The sequence below is a fragment of the Actinospineispora eucalypti genome (assembly GCF_039543365.1).
GTDB lineage: Bacteria > Actinomycetota > Actinomycetes > Mycobacteriales > Pseudonocardiaceae > Pseudonocardia > Pseudonocardia eucalypti.
This window is the reverse complement of sequence record NZ_BAABJP010000039.1, coordinates 18,352-36,877: the sequence shown is the minus strand read 5'-3', so window position 1 is coordinate 36,877 and position 18,526 is coordinate 18,352. Positions and strand designations below refer to the sequence as shown.

At 72.1% G+C, this 18,526-nt stretch carries 18 protein-coding genes; 3 read left to right on the top strand and 15 right to left on the bottom strand.

What is annotated here, in order from left to right; genetic code table 11:
- Window positions 1-61: 61 nt before the first annotated feature.
- From ABEB12_RS30000 to thyX, 4 genes are all read right to left on the bottom strand, one after another.
- On the bottom strand, window positions 62-1,735 hold the full coding sequence (locus ABEB12_RS30000; RefSeq protein WP_185066135.1) for an RNase J family beta-CASP ribonuclease: 1,674 nt from the start codon (window positions 1,733-1,735) through the stop codon (window positions 62-64).
- A gap of 256 nt (window positions 1,736-1,991) precedes the next feature.
- Window positions 1,992-2,627: a TIGR03085 family metal-binding protein gene (locus ABEB12_RS29995; RefSeq protein ID WP_185065280.1), complete on the bottom strand. Its 636-nt coding sequence runs from the start codon at window positions 2,625-2,627 to the stop codon at window positions 1,992-1,994.
- 5 nt (window positions 2,628-2,632) lie between these two features.
- Window positions 2,633-3,292 carry a TIGR03085 family metal-binding protein gene (locus tag ABEB12_RS29990; protein WP_185065279.1) on the bottom strand — a complete coding sequence of 220 codons (660 nt, stop codon included), beginning with the start codon at window positions 3,290-3,292 and terminating at the stop codon, window positions 2,633-2,635.
- A 6-nt stretch (window positions 3,293-3,298) separates the two neighbouring features.
- Window positions 3,299-4,051, bottom strand: coding sequence for an FAD-dependent thymidylate synthase (gene thyX / locus ABEB12_RS29985; protein ID WP_185065278.1), 753 nt, complete (start codon window positions 4,049-4,051; stop codon window positions 3,299-3,301).
- 100 nt (window positions 4,052-4,151) lie between these two features.
- Between thyX and ABEB12_RS29980 the strand changes: the two genes are divergently transcribed.
- Both ABEB12_RS29980 and ABEB12_RS29975 read left to right on the top strand, forming a co-directional pair.
- The gene (locus ABEB12_RS29980) at window positions 4,152-4,688 is read left to right on the top strand and encodes a toxin-antitoxin system HicB family antitoxin (RefSeq protein WP_185065277.1); all 537 of its coding nucleotides are present in this window, start codon (window positions 4,152-4,154) and stop codon (window positions 4,686-4,688) included.
- Window positions 4,689-4,699: 11 nt separating this feature from the next.
- A complete protein-coding gene (locus ABEB12_RS29975) occupies window positions 4,700-5,725 on the top strand; it encodes a DUF4097 family beta strand repeat-containing protein (RefSeq protein ID WP_185065276.1) in 1,026 nt (341 codons plus the stop codon).
- 6 nt (window positions 5,726-5,731) lie between these two features.
- Here the strand turns inward: ABEB12_RS29975 and ABEB12_RS29970 are convergent, their stop codons facing one another.
- The 4 genes from ABEB12_RS29970 to ABEB12_RS29955 form a co-directional block, all read right to left on the bottom strand.
- Complete coding sequence (locus tag ABEB12_RS29970) at window positions 5,732-6,970, bottom strand: DNA glycosylase AlkZ-like family protein (protein WP_185065275.1); 1,239 nt, start codon at window positions 6,968-6,970, stop codon at window positions 5,732-5,734.
- Window positions 6,971-7,195: 225 nt separating this feature from the next.
- Entirely contained in the window at window positions 7,196-7,762 is a 567-nt protein-coding gene (locus tag ABEB12_RS29965; RefSeq protein WP_185065274.1) for a GNAT family N-acetyltransferase, read from the bottom strand.
- A gap of 170 nt (window positions 7,763-7,932) precedes the next feature.
- Window positions 7,933-8,691 carry a 4-hydroxy-tetrahydrodipicolinate reductase gene (dapB, locus tag ABEB12_RS29960; RefSeq protein WP_185065273.1) on the bottom strand — a complete coding sequence of 253 codons (759 nt, stop codon included), beginning with the start codon at window positions 8,689-8,691 and terminating at the stop codon, window positions 7,933-7,935.
- Window positions 8,688-9,170: a DUF456 domain-containing protein gene (locus ABEB12_RS29955; protein ID WP_345703263.1), complete on the bottom strand. Its 483-nt coding sequence runs from the start codon at window positions 9,168-9,170 to the stop codon at window positions 8,688-8,690. Before ABEB12_RS29955 ends, dapB begins: the two co-directional genes overlap by 4 nt.
- 255 nt (window positions 9,171-9,425) lie before the next feature.
- On the opposite strand from ABEB12_RS29955, the gene ABEB12_RS29950 reads away from it, so the two are divergent.
- Window positions 9,426-10,751, top strand: a complete 1,326-nt coding sequence (locus ABEB12_RS29950; protein ID WP_185065272.1) for a styrene monooxygenase/indole monooxygenase family protein — start codon at window positions 9,426-9,428, stop codon at window positions 10,749-10,751.
- Between the two features lie 16 nt (window positions 10,752-10,767).
- Here the strand turns inward: ABEB12_RS29950 and ABEB12_RS29945 are convergent, their stop codons facing one another.
- The 7 genes from ABEB12_RS29945 to truB all read right to left on the bottom strand — a co-directional run bounded on the left by ABEB12_RS29945 (window position 10,768) and on the right by truB (window position 18,526).
- The gene (locus ABEB12_RS29945) at window positions 10,768-12,063 is read right to left on the bottom strand and encodes a M16 family metallopeptidase (protein ID WP_425572290.1); all 1,296 of its coding nucleotides are present in this window, start codon (window positions 12,061-12,063) and stop codon (window positions 10,768-10,770) included.
- Between the two features lie 2 nt (window positions 12,064-12,065).
- Window positions 12,066-14,294, bottom strand: a complete 2,229-nt coding sequence (locus ABEB12_RS29940; RefSeq protein ID WP_185065270.1) for a polyribonucleotide nucleotidyltransferase — start codon at window positions 14,292-14,294, stop codon at window positions 12,066-12,068.
- Between the two features lie 232 nt (window positions 14,295-14,526).
- Window positions 14,527-14,796 carry a 30S ribosomal protein S15 gene (gene rpsO / locus ABEB12_RS29935; RefSeq protein ID WP_185065269.1) on the bottom strand — a complete coding sequence of 90 codons (270 nt, stop codon included), beginning with the start codon at window positions 14,794-14,796 and terminating at the stop codon, window positions 14,527-14,529.
- A gap of 120 nt (window positions 14,797-14,916) precedes the next feature.
- The gene (locus ABEB12_RS29930) at window positions 14,917-15,486 is read right to left on the bottom strand and encodes a 2'-5' RNA ligase family protein (protein WP_185065268.1); all 570 of its coding nucleotides are present in this window, start codon (window positions 15,484-15,486) and stop codon (window positions 14,917-14,919) included.
- Window positions 15,486-15,947: a helix-turn-helix transcriptional regulator gene (locus ABEB12_RS29925; RefSeq protein ID WP_345703262.1), complete on the bottom strand. Its 462-nt coding sequence runs from the start codon at window positions 15,945-15,947 to the stop codon at window positions 15,486-15,488. The genes ABEB12_RS29930 and ABEB12_RS29925 overlap by 1 nt, the downstream gene beginning before the upstream one ends.
- Window positions 15,948-16,686: 739 nt before the next feature.
- Complete coding sequence (locus ABEB12_RS29920; protein WP_185065267.1) at window positions 16,687-17,628, bottom strand: bifunctional riboflavin kinase/FAD synthetase; 942 nt, start codon at window positions 17,626-17,628, stop codon at window positions 16,687-16,689.
- Between the two features lie 10 nt (window positions 17,629-17,638).
- A complete protein-coding gene (truB, locus tag ABEB12_RS29915) occupies window positions 17,639-18,526 on the bottom strand; it encodes a tRNA pseudouridine(55) synthase TruB (protein ID WP_185065266.1) in 888 nt (295 codons plus the stop codon).

Genomic DNA, 18,526 nt, shown 5'->3' with positions numbered 1-18,526 from the left:
GCTGAAGTGACTGAACCAGCCTGCTGAAGTGACTGGATCGGGAGGGTGGGCGGGCGAGGGGTTAGAGGGGGATTACGGTGGGGACGATCATGGGGCGGCGCCGGTAGGTGTCGGACACCCAGCGGCCGACCACGCGGCGCACGGCCTGCGCGATGCGGTGGGTGTCGGTGATGCCCTCCACTTCGGTGCGGGACAGCTCGGCCTCGATCAACGGCACGACGGCGTCCAGCGCCTTCGGGTCGTCGGAGAAGCCCCGACCGGACACCGTGGGCGGCGCGACCGCGCGGCCGGTGGTGCTGTCCACGGCCACCGTGATGGCGATGAAACCACCCTCGCCGAGGACCAGGCGGTCGCCCAGCGTGCTCTCACCGATGTCGCCGACGGCGAGCCCGTCCACGTAGACCCGGCCGACCTCGACCCGGCCGGAGATGGCGGCCTTGCCGTTCACCATGTCGACCACCACGCCGTCCTCGGCCAGCACCACCGAGTCCTCCGGCACGCCGGTCTTCACCGCGAGGGCCGCGTTGGCCCGCAGGTGGCGCCACTCGCCGTGCACCGGCATGACGTTGGCCGGGCGCACCGCGTTGTACAGGAACAGCAGCTCACCGGCCGGCGCGTGTCCGGAGACGTGCACCTTGGCGGTGCCCTGGTGCACCACCCGGGCGCCCAGCCGGGTCAGCCCGTTGATCACACCGAACACCGCCGTCTCGTTGCCCGGGATGAGCGACGAGGCCAGGATGACCGTGTCGTCCTGCTTGATCCTCACCTGGCGGTGGTCGCCCCGCGCCATCCGGGAGAGCGCGGACAGCGGCTCACCCTGGGATCCGGTGGACACCAGCACCAGCCGGTCGTCGGGCAGCAGCATGGCCTCGTCCAGGTCCACCAGCAGCCCGTCCGGGACCCGCAGCAGGCCCATGTCGGCCGCCAGGTTCATGTTGCGCAACATGGACCGGCCGACCAGGCAGACCTTGCGGCCCCGCGCGGCGGCCGCGTCCAGCACCTGCTGCACCCGGTGCACATGGCTGGCGAAGCAGGCCACGATGATCCGCTGCGGCGAGTCGTCGAACACCTTCTCCAGCACCGGGCCGATCTCCCGCTCGGAGATCACGAACCCGGGCACGTCGGCGTTCGTCGAGTCGACCAGGAACAGGTCGACCCCCTCGTCGCCCAGCCGGGAGAAACCGGCCAGGTCGGTCAGCCGGCCGTCCAGCGGAAGCTGGTCCAGCTTGATGTCCCCGGTGTGCAGCACCAGGCCGGCCGGGGTGCGGATGGCCACCGCGAGCGCGTCCGGGATGGAGTGGTTCACGGCGAAGTACTCGCACTCGAACACGCCGTGTTTGGTCTGCTGACCCTCCCGCACCTCACGCAGGTGCGGGGTCAACCGGTGTTCCTTGCACTTGGCGGCGACCAGCGCAAGGGTGAACTTGGACCCCACGATCGGCACGTCGGGGCGCAGGCGGAGCAGGAACGGGATGGCACCGATGTGATCCTCGTGCCCGTGGGTGAGGACCACCGCGTCGATGTCGTCGAGGCGGTTCTCGATGGCCCGGAAGTCGGGCAGGATCAGGTCGACACCGGGCGAGTCATCGGAGGGGAACAGGACGCCGCAGTCCACGACGAGCAGGCGCCCGCCGTACTCGAACACGGTCATGTTCCGGCCGATTTCGCCGATGCCGCCGAGCGCGACGACGCGCAGCGCGCCGTTGGGCAACTCGGGTGGCGCGGTGTTCGGCAGTTCGGGCTGGGGCTCCGGCTCGGGCTCCGGGCTCCGGCGGTTGGGTCGGGCAGGGTGAGAACGACTCACAAGCAACAACTTTCGCGACCGGCCGTGCCGGTCTTTCTCAAGGTCGCCGACGCATAAGCGGCGACAGGGTCTTCGGTGGCGTTCGGGCGTCGAGGCACCCGGCCACGCTCCGCGCCGCCAGATCGGCTAAGGGCGCTCATCGGCTCCTATGCTACCGGTTGCACAGACAGCAAGTCCGCCCGGTGGCTCAGATGCCGCGCGGAGTCTTCTCCAGGGCTTCCAGGTCCTCGGGCGTGCCGTCCAGCTCCACCCGGGCTTGCTCCCGGCCGAAGGCGTGCAACAGCAGTTCCCCGGGCGGCGCGGTGATGGTCACCCGGCTGGAGCCGGGACGGGCGTGGATGTCCGTGCCCCGCTCCCGGGTGGGGTGGCGCAGCAGCACACCGACCGGGCTGCGCCGGTAGAGCACGCGGGCGGACAGCCGCAGCATCGACCAGATCGCCTCCTGCCGCTCCGGCGAGAGCTCGCGGGGCCGCCAGTCGGGCTGGGCGCGGGCCAGGTCCTCGTAGTGCACGAAGAACTCCACCAGGTTGGCCTTCTCGTCGACCGGCGCGAGCCAGTAGGGCGACCAGGGCGGGGCGCCGCCGCGCAGCAACTCCACCCGCCGTGACCAGGGCATCTTGCCGTACGACCGCATGGCGGCCTCGGTGCGCCCGGCCAGCGCGGGCACCAGGATGCCCGGCGCGTAGAGCGGCTGGCGCTCGCGGACCAGCATGTGGGCCAGCAGCTCCTCGGCCCGCCAGCCCGGCAGCACGGTCGGCGCCTCCGGGCCGAGCGCGGCGAACAGGTCGCACAGCGCCGCCCGTTCCTCGGGAACCAGTCTCATCGCGATCACTCCTCGGCCACGCCGCCGAACAGTGTGCCCTGTCGGGTGTCCAGCGCCGCGGCGATGTCCTTGGGCGCGCCGGTCGGCCGCACACGCGCCGCCCGCCGGCCGCACATGTGCACCACCAGCTCGCCCGGGTCGCCGATCATGGTGACGGTCTCGGTGCCCGGCTTGACCAGCCAGGACACTCCGTCCGGCCGGCGCAGCCGCACGCCGACCGGGCTGCGCCGGTAGGCAAGCCGACCCAGCCGGGCGGCCGCCTGCCAGAGCACCTCGTCCCGGTACAGCTCGGGCGGCCTCGGCTCCCAGCCGGGAGTCGCCCGGCGGATGTCCTCGTGGTGCACGAACAGCTTCAAGAAGTCCAACCCGTCCCCCGGCCGCGCCGACGGCCACCACCAGGCCGGGCCGGCGCGCAGCAGCTCGATCATCTCGCCCCAGGAACGGTGGCGCATCTTGGCCTCGGCGGAGCTGGCCACCGCCGGCACCAGCAGGCCGAGCAGGCTGGTCAGGAAGCGCCGCTCCCCCACCAGCAGGTAGGCCAGCAGGTCCTCGGCGGTCGGCCGGCTGCACAGCGTGGGCGCCGCCGGCCCGACCCGTTCCAGGGTCACGCAGAGGGCAGCGCGCTCTCGACTTTCTTCGGTGACTACGCCGGCCCTCGGGGACACCTTCGGCTAACCCTCGGTGACGAGCGGACTGGACGCGATCTCGCTGCCGTCCTCCAGGGTGCCGATGTCGAAGTCGGAGAACACGTTGGGCACGGCGGCCTGAAGCTGGCGCAGGCACTCAATGGCCAGCTCGCGGATCTCCACGTCGGCGTGCTCGGTGGCACGCATGGCGATGAAGTGCCGCCAGGCCCGGTAGTTCCCCGTGACCACGATCTTGGTCTCGGTGGCGTTGGGCAGCACCGAGCGGGCCGCCTGGCGGGCCTGCTTGCGCCGCAGGGTGGCGTTCGGCACGTCCGCGAACCGCTGCTCGAGCCCGGAGAGCAGCTGGTCGTAGGCCTTCTCGGCGGCCTCGGCGGCCTCCACGAACGCGGCGTGCAGCTCCGGCTCCCCCGCGATCACGTCCGGCTCCACCACCGCCGAGCCCCGGCCGGGCACGTAGCGCTGGGAAAGCTGGGAGTAGGAGAAGTGCCGGTGCCGGATCAGCTCGTGGGTCAGCGAGCGGGACACCCCGGTCAGGTAGAAGGTGACCGAGCCGTGCTCGAGCACGCTCAGGTGACCGACCTCCAGGATGTGCCGCAGGTAGCCGGCGTTGGTGGCGGTCGCCGGGTTCGGCTTGCGCCAGGACTGGTAGCACGCTCGGCCGGCGAACTCACACAGCGCCTGCCCGCCCTCGGCGTCGGTCTCCCACGGCACGTCCGCCGGCGGCAGAAAGTCGGTCTTCGCGATCAGCTGGACCTTCGGCGCGGAGATGTCGGGCATGGCGGAAGCGTAATCGGGTGGACCGGCGTTTTCAGCCTGACGCCAAGCTGACGGCAAATTCGCCTTGCGGTGACGTCAACTATGACGCCATAGTGGTGTCATGGATGTCACGCCGTACGTCTCGGCGCTGCGCAAGGACCTGATGGCCGCGGCGGCCGCCGGAGACGAACAGACGCAACGCACCGCGACCCTGCTCGCGGGCGCACTGGAGCCCGCCGCCCGACTGGCCCTGATGAACGCGCTGGCCGACCTGGCGGCCGAGGTCACCGAGGCACTCGACGGCGAGCGGGTGGTGGAGGTCCGGCTGGACGGCCGGGAGATCCGGGTGGCGGTGAGCGACCCGGCCCGGTCGGCGCCGGCCGCCGAACCTCCTCCTCCCCCGCCGATGGACGCGGCCGGCGACATCAGCCGGATCACCTTGCGGCTGATGGAACAGATCAAGAACCGGGCCGAGGAAGCCGCGTCCGCGCAGGGCGTTTCGCTGAACTCGTGGATCGCCCAGGCCGTGCAGGGCGCCCTGCACGGCGCGTCGAACCAGGGCTGGGAATGGGGCGAGCCGGACCGCTCCGGCCGGGGCCGGCGCCAAGGACGAGACCGGGACCGGGACCGCCAGCTGCGCGGCTGGGTACAGGGTTGAGAGGCGGGATCATGACCGAAGACAGCACACCTCCCCAGGACACACCGGAGCAGCCGGAGAACACCGAGCGCACCGAACGGTGGGACTGCTCCGGCCCCGCCGAGCTGGACCTCTCGCTGGACGTCGGCCGCATCGAGGTGGCGCTGGACGAGGCGGTCACCTCGGTCCGGCTGACCCTGCGGGCCGACGAGCACGGCGGCGGCTGGACCCGGGGCCTGTCCGGCGTGCTCGGCTGGATCAACGAGGTGACCGGGCCGAGCGGGTCGATCCGGATCGGCAACCGGGAGTTCAACCTGAGGAGCAAGGACCTCGGGTTCGGCGGGCCGGACATCGACCTCACCGGCCTGGCCGGGAGCGACCTGGGCGACGAGGCAGTGCGGGCCACCGAGGTGCGCTGGTCGGAGCCCCGGCTGGTGGTCCGGTCGCCGAGCACGCTGCCGCTGCGCATCGTGCCGCTGGTGCTCACCGTGGCCGCGCCGGCCCAGTCCCGGATCACCCTGCGCACCGGTGCCGGGGACATCACCGTGACCGGGCCGGCCGGCACCGCCAGCGTGAACACCGTTTCGGGCAGCGTGGAGCTGGACGACGTGGCCGGGAACCTCGAGGTCGGCACCGGTTCGGGCCGCGCCACGGTGGGCGCGGTGGCCGGGCGGCTGCAGGCCAAGACCGCGTCCGGCGACCTCTCCCTGGCCGAGGTGCACGGCCCGGCCCAGCTCCGCACCGGCAGTGGTGACCTGCGGCTCGGCCTGGTCCGGGCGGATCTGCACGCGCGCACCGCCTCCGGCGACCTGGTCGTGCAGGATGCCGAGGCCGGTACCTACGACCTGACCACCGGCTCGGGCAACCTGCGCGTGGGCGTGCACGCCGGGGTGGCCGCGCGGCTGGACCTGCGGTCCGGCTCCGGACAGGTGCGCAGCGACCTGGACGTGAACGACTCCGCACCGCCGTCCGGCGGCTCGGCGAAGCTGGACATCCACGGCCGCACGGGCAGCGGCGACGTGCTGGTGACCCGGGCGCTCAGCGCCGCGGCGAGCTGAGGCGCCTCACCGCGCGAGGGCCAGGGCGAGCGGGGCGACCAGGTCTCCCCGCTCGCCCACCCGCACGTCGTCCAGCTCCAGCCAGTCCGCCATCTGGCGCAGCTCGGCGGCCAGCTCGGCGGCGACCCTCGGTTGGTCGCTGCCGGGCTCGGCGAACGCACCGGGCACCCGCAGCAGGCCGGCCGCGCGGTCGGCCTTCAGGTCCACCCGGGCCACCAGGGCGTCGTCCAGCAGGAACGGGAACACGTAGTAGCCGAACTCCCGCTTGGGCTCGGGCGTGTAGATCTCGATCCGGTAGCGGAAGTCGAACATCCGCTCGGTGCGGGCGCGTTCCCAGATCAGCGGGTCGAACGGGCACAACAGCGCCCGAGCGTTGATCTTGCGGGGCATCCGCGCGCCGGGCACCCGGTACGCCGGGCGTACCCAGCCGCGCACCGCCACCTGCTCCAGCTCGCCGCCCTCCACCAGGTCGGCCACCGCGCGCTGGCTCACCTCGGGACCGAGCCGGTAGTAGTCCCGCAGGTCCGGTTCGGTGGCCACGCCCAGCGCCCCGGCGGCCTGCCGGATCAGCACGCGGGCCGCGTCCTCGGCGCTCACCTCCGGCACGGCCAACACCTCCGGCGGCAGCACCCGTTCCGGCAGGTCGTAGCGCCGCTGGAAGTTGACCCGGGTGCCGGTGGTGAGCCGGCCGATGCCGAACAGGTACTCGCAGATGCGCTTCACGTCCGACCGGTTCCACCAGGAGGCGCCCTTGGGCCGGGCCGGCTGGTCCGACCCGCCCACCAGCATGTCCTCGAGCTGGCCGGCGCCCACCGGGCCGACCTCCTTGACCGCCGCGAGCACCTCGTCGACCAGCGCCGACTCCCGCTCGACCAGCTCGCCGTAGTGCCGCCACCAGCCCGGCCGCTTGGCCCGCGACTGCAGCAGCGGCCAGTCGGCCACCGGCAGCAGGGACGCCTCGTGCGCCCAGTACTCCACCAGCAACCGGGGCCGGCGCGCGGAGTGCCGCCACGCGGTCTCGTCCAGGAGCTCCCGCGAGTAGCCGCCCAGGCGGCTGAACACCGGCATGTAGTGCGCCCGCACAGCCACGTTCACCGAGTCCAGCTGGAGCAGCCGCAGCCGCTCGATCAGCCGCCCCAGGTGCCCCCGGTGCACCGAACTCGCCGGCCGAGGCGCACCGAACCCCTGCGCCGCGAGAGCGGCCCGCCGCGCCGCCCCACCCGTGATCGTCTCCACACCGGCCATAGAACCACCCACCCCCGACAATTCCCGATTCAGCCCCTCCACCAGCCTGATTCAGTCGGTCCAGCAGCGTGATTCAGTCGGTTTGGCAGGGTGATTCAGTCGGTTCAGCAGCCTGGTTCGGTCGGTTTGGCAGCCTGGTTCGGTCGGTTTGGCAGCCTGGTTCGGTCGGTTTGGCAGGGTGATTCAGTCGGTTTGGCAGCGGGCGCACCGCTCGATCGGACCGGCTCAGCTCGACAGGTCGGACCGCCGCCGGGGATCCCGGTTCTCCACCCGCAGTGCGCCGGCCAAGCGGATCTCCCGGACCTCTCGGTCACCCGCGTCGAGCGTCCGCACCAGGCCGTCCGAGTCCCAGCCGACCCGGTCGTAGAAGGCGCGCGAGGCGACATCGGGCTCGGGAACCCAGACCACGCCCTCCCTCGCCCCGTCCTCGGCCAGCCAGCGGAATATGGCGGTCAGCAACCTCCGGCCGTGCCCCCGCCGGCCCCAACGCGGCTCGACGAGCAGCGAAGCGATCTGCACCCGGCCGTCCGGAGCATCCGGGTCGTCGAGGTTCGCCGGTCCGGCGGCACAGAACCCGACCGTCCAGTCACCCTCCGTGGCGACCAACACGTGGTGACCGTCGCCGGCCGTGACGGCGGCGGCCCAGGCCGCTCGGGCGTCCGGCCCGTCCAGCCGATCCAACGCGGCCGCCGGAAGGATCTCGGCGTAGGCGGTCCGCCAGGTGAGGGCCTGGAGCCGGACAATCTCGTCGACATCGTCGAGACCGGCGGGACGGACCGATGCGAGAGCCATGTCCCTTGCCTACACGAAACCGGCGGCGTCGCCTTCACGGGGTCACGGCGCCAAAACCGACCGAATCACCCTGCCAAACCGACTGAATCACCGTGCTGAACCGACTGAATCACCGTGCTGAACCCACTGAATCACGCTGCTGAACCCACTGAATCAGGCTGGTGGGGGGGTCAGAGGTTGAGGAGGGGTTCCAGGCCTACTGTCAGGCCGGGGGTTCGGGTGACGTGGCGGATAGCCATCAGGACGCCGGGCATGAAGGAGGCGCGGGACAGCGAGTCGTGCCGGATGGTCAGCGTCTCGCCGTCGGTGCCGAACAGCACCTCCTGGTGGGCGATCAGGCCGGTGGCCCGGATCGAGTGCACCCGGACGCCGTCCACCGAGGCGCCGCGGGCGCCGGCCAGCTCCTGGGTGGTGGCGTCCGGCATGGGCGGGCTGCCGGCCTCGGCGCGCGCGGCGGCGATCAGTGAGGCGGTGTGCGCGGCGGTGCCGGACGGGGCGTCCAGCTTGCCGGCGTGGTGCAGCTCGATCACCTCGGCGGAGTCGAAGAACCGGGCGGCCAGCTTGGCGAAGTGCATCGAGAGCACCGCGCCGACGCCGAAGTTGGGGGCGATCAGCGCGCCCAGGCCGGGCTTCTCGGCCAACCAGCCGCGCACGGTGTCCAGCTTCGCCGCGTCGAACCCGCTGGTGCCGACCACGGGGGCGATGTCGTGGTCGAGGCAGAAGCGGATGTTGTCCAGCACCGCGCCGGGCTGGGTGAAGTCGACCGCCACCCGGGCGCCGGCGATGTCGGCCAGCTCGTCGCCGACGTCGACCGTGGCGACCAGTTCCAGGTCGTCGGCGGCCTCCACCGCCCGGCACACCTCGACACCCATCCGGCCGCGCGCGCCCAGCACCGCGACCCCGGTCAGCTCGTTCGCCTCGTCACTCACCCGACGATTATCCCGACGATCCACGCCGTGGTGGCCAGCAGGCCGGCGGCCAGCTCGATCAGGATGCTCAGCCCGACCATGCGCAGCGCGAACCCGCTGGACGCCCACGCCCGCCCGTGCTCGCCCAGGCGCACCCGCTCGGCGGCGTAGATGCCGGCCACGAAGCCCAGGAACAACCCGATCACCGGGATCACGAAGAAGCCCACGATGCCCAGCACCGCACCGAGCAGCAGGGTCCGCCCGGGCACCCCCTCCGCCCGCATCGCCCGGCCGGGCAGCAGGAACTTGGCGACCGTGCCGAGCGCCGCGCAGCCCACCGCGACCGCGAGCACGGTCCAGCCGACCGCGTCCCCGCGCGGCACCGCCCACACCGCGACCCCGGCGACCACCAGCAGCAGCCCGGGCAACACGGTGATCACGATGCCCACCAGGCCGGCGGCGATGATCACGCCGGCCACTGCCGTCAGCCACCCCGTCACGCCGCGCAGCCTGCCACAGCACCAGCGCTCAGCGCTCAGCACCAGCGCTCAGCGCCCCCGTCCCACACTCGGCGTTTCGTGGAGATCGCCCCACGCGCGGTTGGTACCCGCCGTGCACCTCGAAAGGCCCTCGCGCCCGATTCCGTTCCGAGACCTCCCCGTGCCAGGCTCTTACGGGGAAGCCACGCCGCTGGCCGGCTTGGCGATACGGCCTACCCGGCCACCGAACCAACCACTGGTGAAGGAGGCTGGTCGGTGAGCCGGTCGGCGGGCATAGTCGGGGCCGGGCAAGCCGGCATCGTGTTGGCCGCCGAGCTGTTGCGGGCCGGCTTCCGGGTCACCCTCTACACCGACCGGAGCCCCGAGGACTACCTTGCCGACCGGGGCCGGCCCACCGCGTGCCTGTTCGGCGAGCAGGTCGTGCGGGAACGGGAGCTGGGGCTCAACTTCTGGGACGACACCGCGCCGAGCATCGAACGAATTCACCTCGATCTGTGCGCACCCGACCGGCTGGTCCTGTTCTCCGTCGCCGCGCCGATGCGGTTGCCCGCGCTGGCGGTCGACCAGCGCCTGAAGTTCGCACACGGCCTGCGTGAGCTCGCCACGCGGGGTGCGTCGACCCGCGTCGACGCCATCTCGGTCGAGAAGCTGGACACGCTGGCCGCCGAGCACGACGTCACCGTGGTGACCGCCGGCCACCGGAGCTTCGGTCCGACCCTGTTCGAGCGCGACCCGAAGCGGAGCCTGCACGCCCGTCCCCGGAGAAATCTCTTCATGGTGAACATCCGGGACTACGACCTCGCGGCGGGCGCCCACCACGAGCACCTGAAGTTCTCGTTCATCCCCGGTGTCGCCGAGATCTTCTGGGTCCCGTTCCTGGACAAGGACGCGGGCGTGTGCCGCAGCGTGCTCGTCGAGGCCGTACCCGGCGGCGCGGCCGATCGCTTCACCGATGTCGGGTCGGCAGAGGAAGGGGTGGACGTGTTGCGCGGTCTGGCGCGGGACCTGCTGCCCTGGGAGACGGAGTTCCTTGCGCCCGCCGCCCCGACCAGCCCGGTCACCTGGCTGAGCGGGGCGATCACGCCGACGGTGCGCAAACCCGTCGCCCGGCTACCGTCCGGACGCGGTGTGCTGGGCCTCGGCGACGCCGTCGTGCTCAACGACCCGCTCGCCGGCCAAGGCGCCAACAACGCCACCCGGATGGCGCGCTTCTTCGCCGAACGCCTGGCCGCACGCGGCGACCGGCCATTCGACGCGGACTGGCTGCGCGGCCAGTTCGACGAGTTCTGGGCCTACGGCCGATTCGTCAACGACTTCTCCAACGCCCTGTTGGAACCGCTGGCCGGGTTCCAACAGGACCTCATGATCGCCGCGTCGCGGCACCCGGAGATCGGCTCCGCGATCTTCGACGGCTTCGGCGATCCGGCCGGCCTGTTCCCCTGGTTCGTCGAACCCGCCGCGGCCAGGGCGTTCTTGCGGCGCCACCGGGTCAGCCGGGCCGACGTGCTGCGCTACAAGATCGGCGTGGCCGGGAAGATCGTCGGCCACCAGCTGTCCAAGCGGCTGAAGGCGCCAGGGTAGAGACAGCCGCGCTCGGTCAGCTCGGCGCCTCGTCGACGGGGCCGATGACCGCCGTGGTCAGGGGCCGGTTGAGCACCTCGGCGGCGATCGCCGCCACGTCGTCGGGGGTGACCGCCTCGATGGCGTCCAGGGTCTGTCGTATGGACCGCTGCCGGCCGTAGTCCAGCTCGTGCCGGCCGATCCGGCTCATCCGGGAGGCCGAGTCCTCCAGGCCGAGCACCAGTCCCCCGCGCAGCGCGCCCTTCGCCCTGGCGACCTCGGCGTCGGTGAGCCCGCGCTCGGCCACCGAGTCCAGCACCTCGCGGATCACCGAGGTGACCTCGCCGAGCCGGTCCGGCTGGCAGCCCGCGTACACCGCGAGCTGACCGGCGTCCGCGTAGCTGGTGGTGGCCGAGTAGACCGAGTATGCGAGCCCACGCTGCTCCCTGACCTGCTGGAACAGCCGCGAGCTGAGCCCGCCCCCGAGCGCGGTGTTGAGCACCTCCAACGCGGTGCGCCGCTCGTCGCGGCGGTCCAGGCCACGCACGCCCAGCATCAGGTGCGCCTGTTCGGTGTCCGCGTGGTGCACCTCCACCCGCGCTTCCCCAGTCGCCACCGGCGGCCCCTGGCGGGGCGCCAGCGGGGTGCCGGCCGGCGCGGCCGGGAACGCCGCCTCGGCCAGCTCCAGCACCCGGGCGTGCTCCACGTTGCCGGCCGCCGCGAGCACCATCCGCGGTGGGGTGTAGCGCTCCCGCCAGAAACCGTGCAGGCCGGCCTGGGTGAGCGCCTCCACGGAGGCCTGTGAGCCGATCACCGGGCGGCCGAGCGGGTGGTCCCCGAACAGCGCGGTGTCGAACACCTCGCCGAGCATGTCCTCCGGGTCGTCGGCGCGCATGGCGATCTCTTCCAGCACCACCGCGCGCTCCAGCTCGACGTCGGCCGGGGTCATGGTCGCGGCGGTCACCACGTCCACCAGCAGGTCAACCGCCAGCGGCAGGTCGGTGTCCAGCACCTGGGCGTAGAAGCAGGTGTGCTCCTTGGCGGTGAACGCGTTCAGCTCGCCGCCGACCGCGTCGATCTCCTCGGCGATCCGCACCGAGGTGCGCCGAGCGGTGCCCTTGAACAGCAGGTGCTCCAGGAAGTGCGCGGCGCCGGCCTGGCCGGCGACCTCGTCCCGGGAGCCGGCGCCGATCCACACCCCGACCGAGGCGGAGCGCACCCCCGGCAGTGGTTCGGTGACCACCCTCAGCCCGCTGGGCAGCAGGCTGAGGGTGACCTCGTCCGAGTTGGACGCGGCGCCCGCGCCGGGGGTCGGGCCCGACGGGGCGAGCAGCGTCAACTGACCGGTGCCTCTTCCGAGGAAGACGCGGTGGCCTCGGCGGCCGGCACGGCCGGGGCTTCCTCGACCACGGGGACCAGGGAGACCTTGCCCCGGTTGTCGATGTCGACCACCTCGACGCGGAGCTTGTCGCCGACCTTGACGACGTCCTCCACCTTGCCGATGCGCTTGCCGTTGCCCAGCTTGGAGATGTGCACCAGGCCGTCCTTGCCGGGCACCAGGGAGACGAACGCGCCGAACGCGGCGGTCTTGACCACCGTACCCAGGAACCGCTCGCCCACCTTGGGCAGCTGCGGGTTGGCGATCCCGTTGATCATGGCGATCGCCGCCTCGGCGGACGGGCCGTCCGCCGCACCCACGTAGATGGTGCCGTCGTCCTCGATCGAGATGTCCGCGCCGGTCTGCTCGGTGATCGAGTTGATCATCTTGCCCTTCGGGCCGATGACCTCGCCGATCTTGTCCACCGGGATCTTCACGCTGGTCACCCGGGGCGCGTACTGGCTCATCTCGTCCGGCTCGTCGATCGCCTCGGCGATCACGTCCAGGATGGTCAGCCGGGCGTCCTTGGCCTGGGACAGCGCCTGGGCGAGCACCTCGGACGGGATGCCGTCCAGCTTGGTGTCCAGCTGCAGCGCGGTCACGAAGTCCTTGGTGCCGGCGACCTTGAAGTCCATGTCGCCGAACGCGTCCTCGGCACCGAGGATGTCGGTCAGCGCGATGTAGGACATCTTGCCGTCGACCTCGTCGGAGATCAGGCCCATCGCGATGCCGGCGACCGGGGCCTTCAGCGGGCACCCGGCGTTGAGCAGCGACAGCGTGGACGCGCACACCGAGCCCATCGAGGTGGACCCGTTGGAGCCCAGCGCCTCGGAGACCTGGCGGATCGCGTACGGGAACTCCTCCCGGCTGGGCAGCACGGGCATGAGCGCCCGCTCGGCCAGCGCGCCGTGGCCGATCTCCCGGCGCTTCGGCGAACCCACCCGGCCGGTCTCACCGGTCGAGTAGGGCGGGAAGTTGTAGTTGTGCATGTAGCGCTTGCGCGTCTCCGGGGAGAGCGTGTCCAGCTGCTGCTCCATGCGCAGCATGTTCAGCGTGGTGACCCCCATGATCTGGGTCTCGCCGCGCTCGAACAGCGCCGAGCCGTGCGCCCGGGGCACCACCTCGACCTCGGCCGACAGCGGCCGGATGTCGGTGACGCCGCGGCCGTCGATGCGCACCTTGTCCCGCAGGATGCGCTGCCGGACCAGCTTCTTGGTGAGCGCGCGGAACGCGCCGCCCAGCTCCTTCTCCCGGCCCTCGAACTTCGCCGCGAGCTTGTCCAGCACCTCGGCCTTGAGCTCGTCCTCGCGGGCGCTACGCGCCTGCTTGTCGGCGATGGTCAGCGCCTGCGCCAGGTCGGCGGACACCAGGTCGGTGACCGCGTCCAGCGCGTCCGGCTGGTAGGCCGGGTAGGTGGGGAACTCGACGGTGGGCTTGGCGGCCGCCTCGAACAGCTCCCGCTGGGCCACGCACAGCGCGCGGATGAACGGCTTCGCGGCCTCCAGGCCGGCGGCCACGACCTCCTCGGTCGGCGCGGTGGCGCCGCCGGCGATCAGCTCGATGGTCTTCTCGGTGGCTTCCGCCTCGACCATCATGATCGCCACGTCGTCACCGGCGATGCGCCCGGCGACCACCATGTCGAACACGGCCGTCTCGAGCTGCTCGTAGGTCGGGAAGGCGACCCACTGGCGGTCGATGAGCGCCACCCGAACGCCGCCGACCGGCCCGGAGAAGGGCAGCCCGGAGATCTGGGTGGACGCGGACGCGGCGTTGATGGCCAGCACGTCGTACGGGTCCTGCGGGTGCAGCGAGAGCACGGTCACCACGACCTGCACCTCGTTGCGCAGGCCGTCGGTGAAGGTCGGGCGCAGCGGCCGGTCGATCAGCCGGCAGGCCAGGATGGCGTCCGTTGACGGCCGGCCCTCACGGCGGAAGAAGGAGCCGGGAATGCGCCCGGCGGCGTACATCCGCTCCTCCACGTCGATGGTCAACGGGAAGAAGTCGAACTGGTCCTTGGGCTGCTTGGACGCCGTGGTGGCGGACAGCAGCATGGTCTCGTCGTCAAGGTAGGCAGCGACGGATCCGGCGGCCTGCCGGGCGAGCCGGCCGGTCTCGAACCGGACGGTGCGGGTGCCGAAGCTCCCGTTGTCCAGGGTCGCGGTGGTTTCGTGAACCGCTTCTGACATGAAAGCGAACGCTCCTCTTTTGTGCTGGGGCGCGCCGCGGGGCTCGGAGCGAGGCCGGTCTTCGATCGAAGTTCCCGGGTCCGGCGGATGCCTTCCGGGAACCACTACCGAGGACCGGCGATCGGGTTTCTTCGTTCCGAAAGCCGCGGCGGCCGTTTCCGTTATCTAGTTCTGGGGGTTTCGGAATGCCGCGAGGGGGAGCGCCGGTCCGGACACTCCCCCTCGCAATGGCTCAACGACGCAGGCCGAGCCGCTCGATCAGTGACCGGTAGCGGGCCACGTCGACCTTCCGAAGGTACTGCAGCAGCCGCCGGCGGCGGCCGACCATGAGCAGCAGACCACGCCGCGAGTGGTGGTCGTGCTTGTGCTGCTTGAGGTGCTCGGTGAGCCCGATGATGCGCTTGGTCAGCAGGGCGACCTGCGCCTCGGGCGAACCGGTGTCGGACTCGTGTACTCCGTAGTCGGAGAGAATGTCCTTCTTCTCAGCGGCGGAAAGTGCCACGGTTGGGTAACTCCTCATTGCTTGGTGTGTGCCGTGTGGCCCCGCGCCCGCCAAAAGCCCGCGCCGCGGTGGTAGACGGTGCCGGCCGCCACGGACCGCAGCCGCACCCAACTGGTGAGATTACCAGGTGTGACTGTGCGCCCGATCGCCGCCCGGTACCGGACACACCGCCCCGGGCGCCAGGTTCACCCGATGCAGGACGGTGTAGCGGCGCACGCCCGAGGTGAGCTCCGAACGCACCAGGCACACCTCGGCGGGGCGCCATTGCGGCCCGGCGTAGCCGTCCAGCGGGCCGCGCGGGGGCGGGGCGTCACCGCGCCGGGTGGTGCGGGCCAGGGTGAGGTGGGCGCGGAACCGGTCGGCCGCCCCGCCGGCCGCTCGGACCAGGTCGTGCAGTGCCTCCCCGTCCGCGTCCGCCACCGGCCGCACGCCCACCGCCGCGACTCCGTCGAAGGCGACCGCCCCGGCCAACCGCAGGGCCGGCGCGGGCAGCCCGCCGGCGGCCGCGTCCAGCCGCCGGGCCAGCACCCCGGCATCCCCCTCGCCGTGGAAGCACAACGTCACGTGCCAGCGGCTCATCGGCACGGCCCGCCACCCCTCCGGCGGCCAGTTGGACACGCCGGCCAGCTCGGCCCGCAACGCGTGCACGGCGGCCTCGGACGGCCACAGGGTGGTGAACAACCTGGCCATCACCGACGCTCCTTGGCCGCACGGCGCAGCAGCTCGGCAATGGCCGGGAACCGGGGTCCCAGCACGCTGGCGGCGGCGGCCAGCTGGGCCGGCGCGGCCACCGAACGCAGCGACTCGGCGGGGTCCCGCGCGGCCCCCGGCACGGCCAGGTGCGGGCGAGCGGTGCGCAGCTTGGCCAGCAGTTCCTCGGCCTGCACCTCGGCGCCGGGCGGCAACCGCAGCAGGTACCGCTCGAGCAGCACCAGCCGGGCCAGCACGCCGGGATCGCCGATCTTCACCCGGCGCGCACTGACCAGCTGGCTGAGCATGGCCGTGCTGAGGCCGAGGCCCTCGGCCAGCCGCGCCTGGGAAACCCCCAGGCTGGTCTGCAGCCGGCGGATCCGGTCGCCCAGCGGCTCCCCGTAGAGCTCGCGCTGTCGCGCCACGTTGCGGGCGAACATCGAGCCGTCCTGCACTGCCACCGTGCCCCCGCTCGCGTCCGGTTACACCGTCGGTACGCAAGCATGTTCGCAGGCGGAGGTCCCCGCGCGGGGCGAAACGGAAATATCCGCCTTGATCGCTATATCTCAGAGCGCATCCGGGAACTCCCGTCTACGGGGATCGGTGTGGTGGCTCGCAGAGCCGGCAGCGTTCGAACCCACCACTCACCCAGGCTTCCCCGCGGTCATTCAGCCCCGGCCCCGCTGACGTGGCTGAATCAGCGGAGTTCCCAGACGGGTGCTGGGACTTGGATGGTCGGGTGTCAGTTCAAAGACCAGCTTGGACGGCGCGGGCTAAGTGGCCTGCTGGCTCGGGTGCCGCCGGTTGAGGTCTTCGGGTGCCTCACCGAGTGTGATCGGGTGTGATCGCCGCTGGTCGTCGAGTGCTGGCTCAGTCGGCTCATTCCTTGATCAAAACCGGACTCACCACGCACTCGGCGGGGGTGGACACCCAGCACAGCCGGCTCGCCGTCTCAACTGTCCCACCGACCACTCGGCGGTCACTCAGGGTGAGTGTCGACCGGTGCGCGCCGGTGGTTTAGGGGGTCGCGTCCCCCAGCGGCTTGGGTGCCACCCGTTGCGTTTCCCGGGTGGTGGCTCGCCCGGGGCGGCCGGGATGCCCGCCGGCACCTCGCCAGCACCGGGGAACCGAACGCAAGCGGCCACGCCGCACCCAAGGCGCGGCAGATCGCCCAGCCGCTGCGCCGTCAGGCCGGGACGCTCAGCTCCGCAACAGCTCTCGGGCGCGGGCCACGTCCCGCTTCATCTCCTCGACCAACGCCGGCACGCCGTCGAAGCGGACCATCCCGCGCAGCCGCTCCACGAAGTCCAGCGCCACGTGGTGGCCGTAGAAGTCCTCGTCCACGTCCAGCACGTACGCCTCCACCGTGCGTTCCCGCCCGGAGAACGTGGGGTTGGTGCCCACCGAGACCGCCGCCGGGAGCCGCCGCTGCCCGTGCACGAACCAGCACGCGTAGACCCCGTCGGTGGGCACGGCGGCGTGCGGCGGCGTGGCCAGGTTGGCGGTCGGGAAGCCCAGCTCGTGGCCGCGCCGGTCGCCGCGCACCACCACGCCCTCCAGCCGGTGCGGCCGGCCCAGCGCACCGGCCGCCAGCGCCACGTCCCCGCCGTCGATGCAGGAGCGGATGTAGGTGGACGAGAAGGTCACCCCGTCGCGCGGGTCACTGGTGTCGGTGATCAGCGGCAGCCCCTCCACCGCGAACCCGAACCGCCGCCCCAGCTGGCGCAGCAGCGGCACGTGGCCGCGCGCGCCGTAGCCGAAGGTGAAGTTGTCCCCCACCACCACGGCCGCCGCGTGCAGCCGTTCCACCAGCACCTCGTGCACGAACTCGTCCGCCGGCATGCGGGCCAGCTCGCTGGTGAACGGCACCACGCAGAACGCCGCGATGCCGAGCTCACCCACCAGCTCGGCCCGCCGGGTCAGCGTCGTCAGTTGGGCAGGGTGCTGGCCGGGGCGGATCACCTCGGTCGGGTGCGGGTCGAAGGTCACCAGCACCGGAGGCAGATCGCGTTCCGTGGCCACCTCTACGGCCCGGCCGATCAGCTTCTGGTGGCCCCGGTGGACCCCGTCGAACACCCCGATGGTGACCACGCTCCGCCCCCAGCCAGTGGGCACGTCATCCAGGCCTCGCCAGCGCAGCACATCCGCGAGCCTACGCAGCCCCCGCCGGGGCCAGTACGAGCACCGGCCTTGCCTGCCCTCGCTCCTCGCTGACCAGCGCCAACGCCCGGCCGTCCAAATCGGTGACCGCGTACACCCCGGCGATGCCCGCGACGTCCAGCGGGCGGCCGAAGGACAGCGACCGCGCCTCGTCCGGGCTGGCCACCCGCAGCCGGAACGCGGCGGCGACCGCGGTGTCCACCGAGTGGGTCAGCTCGGGCCGCTCCGCCAGCTCGTCCAGGGTGCGCGCGCTGGCCAGGTCGAACGGACCGACCCGGGTGCGGCGCAGCGCGGTGAGATGCCCGCCGACGCCGAGCCCGGCGCCGAGGTCGCGGGCGAGCGCACGGATGTAGGTGCCTGACGAACAGTCCACCGTGACGTCCAGGTCGGTGAACGGGTCGGCCCGGCGCAGCGCGTCCAGGCGGAACTCGGTCACCGTGACCGGCCGCGCCGGCAGTTCCACCCGCTCCCCCGCGCGCACCCTGGCGTAGGCGCGACGGCCGTCCACCTTGATCGCGCTCACCGCGCTGGGCACCTGCTCGATCGCCCCGGTGAGCGCGGCCATCCCGGCGCCCACCTGCGCCTCGTCGACGGAAGCGGCGTCGGTGCGGGTGAGCTCCTCGCCCTCCGCGTCGTCGGTGCTGGTGGTGGCGCCCAGCCGAATGGTGGCGGCGTAGGACTTGGTGTCCAGGGCCAGGTGGCCGAGCAGCCGGGTGGCCCGCTGCACGCCGAGCACCAGGACCCCGGTGGCCATCGGGTCCAGGGTGCCCGCGTGGCCGATCTTGCGGGTGCCGAGCAGCCGGCGCAGCCGGCCGACCACGTCGTGCGAGGTCATCCCGGGCGGCTTGTCCACGATCACCAGACCGGAAGGTACCGACAT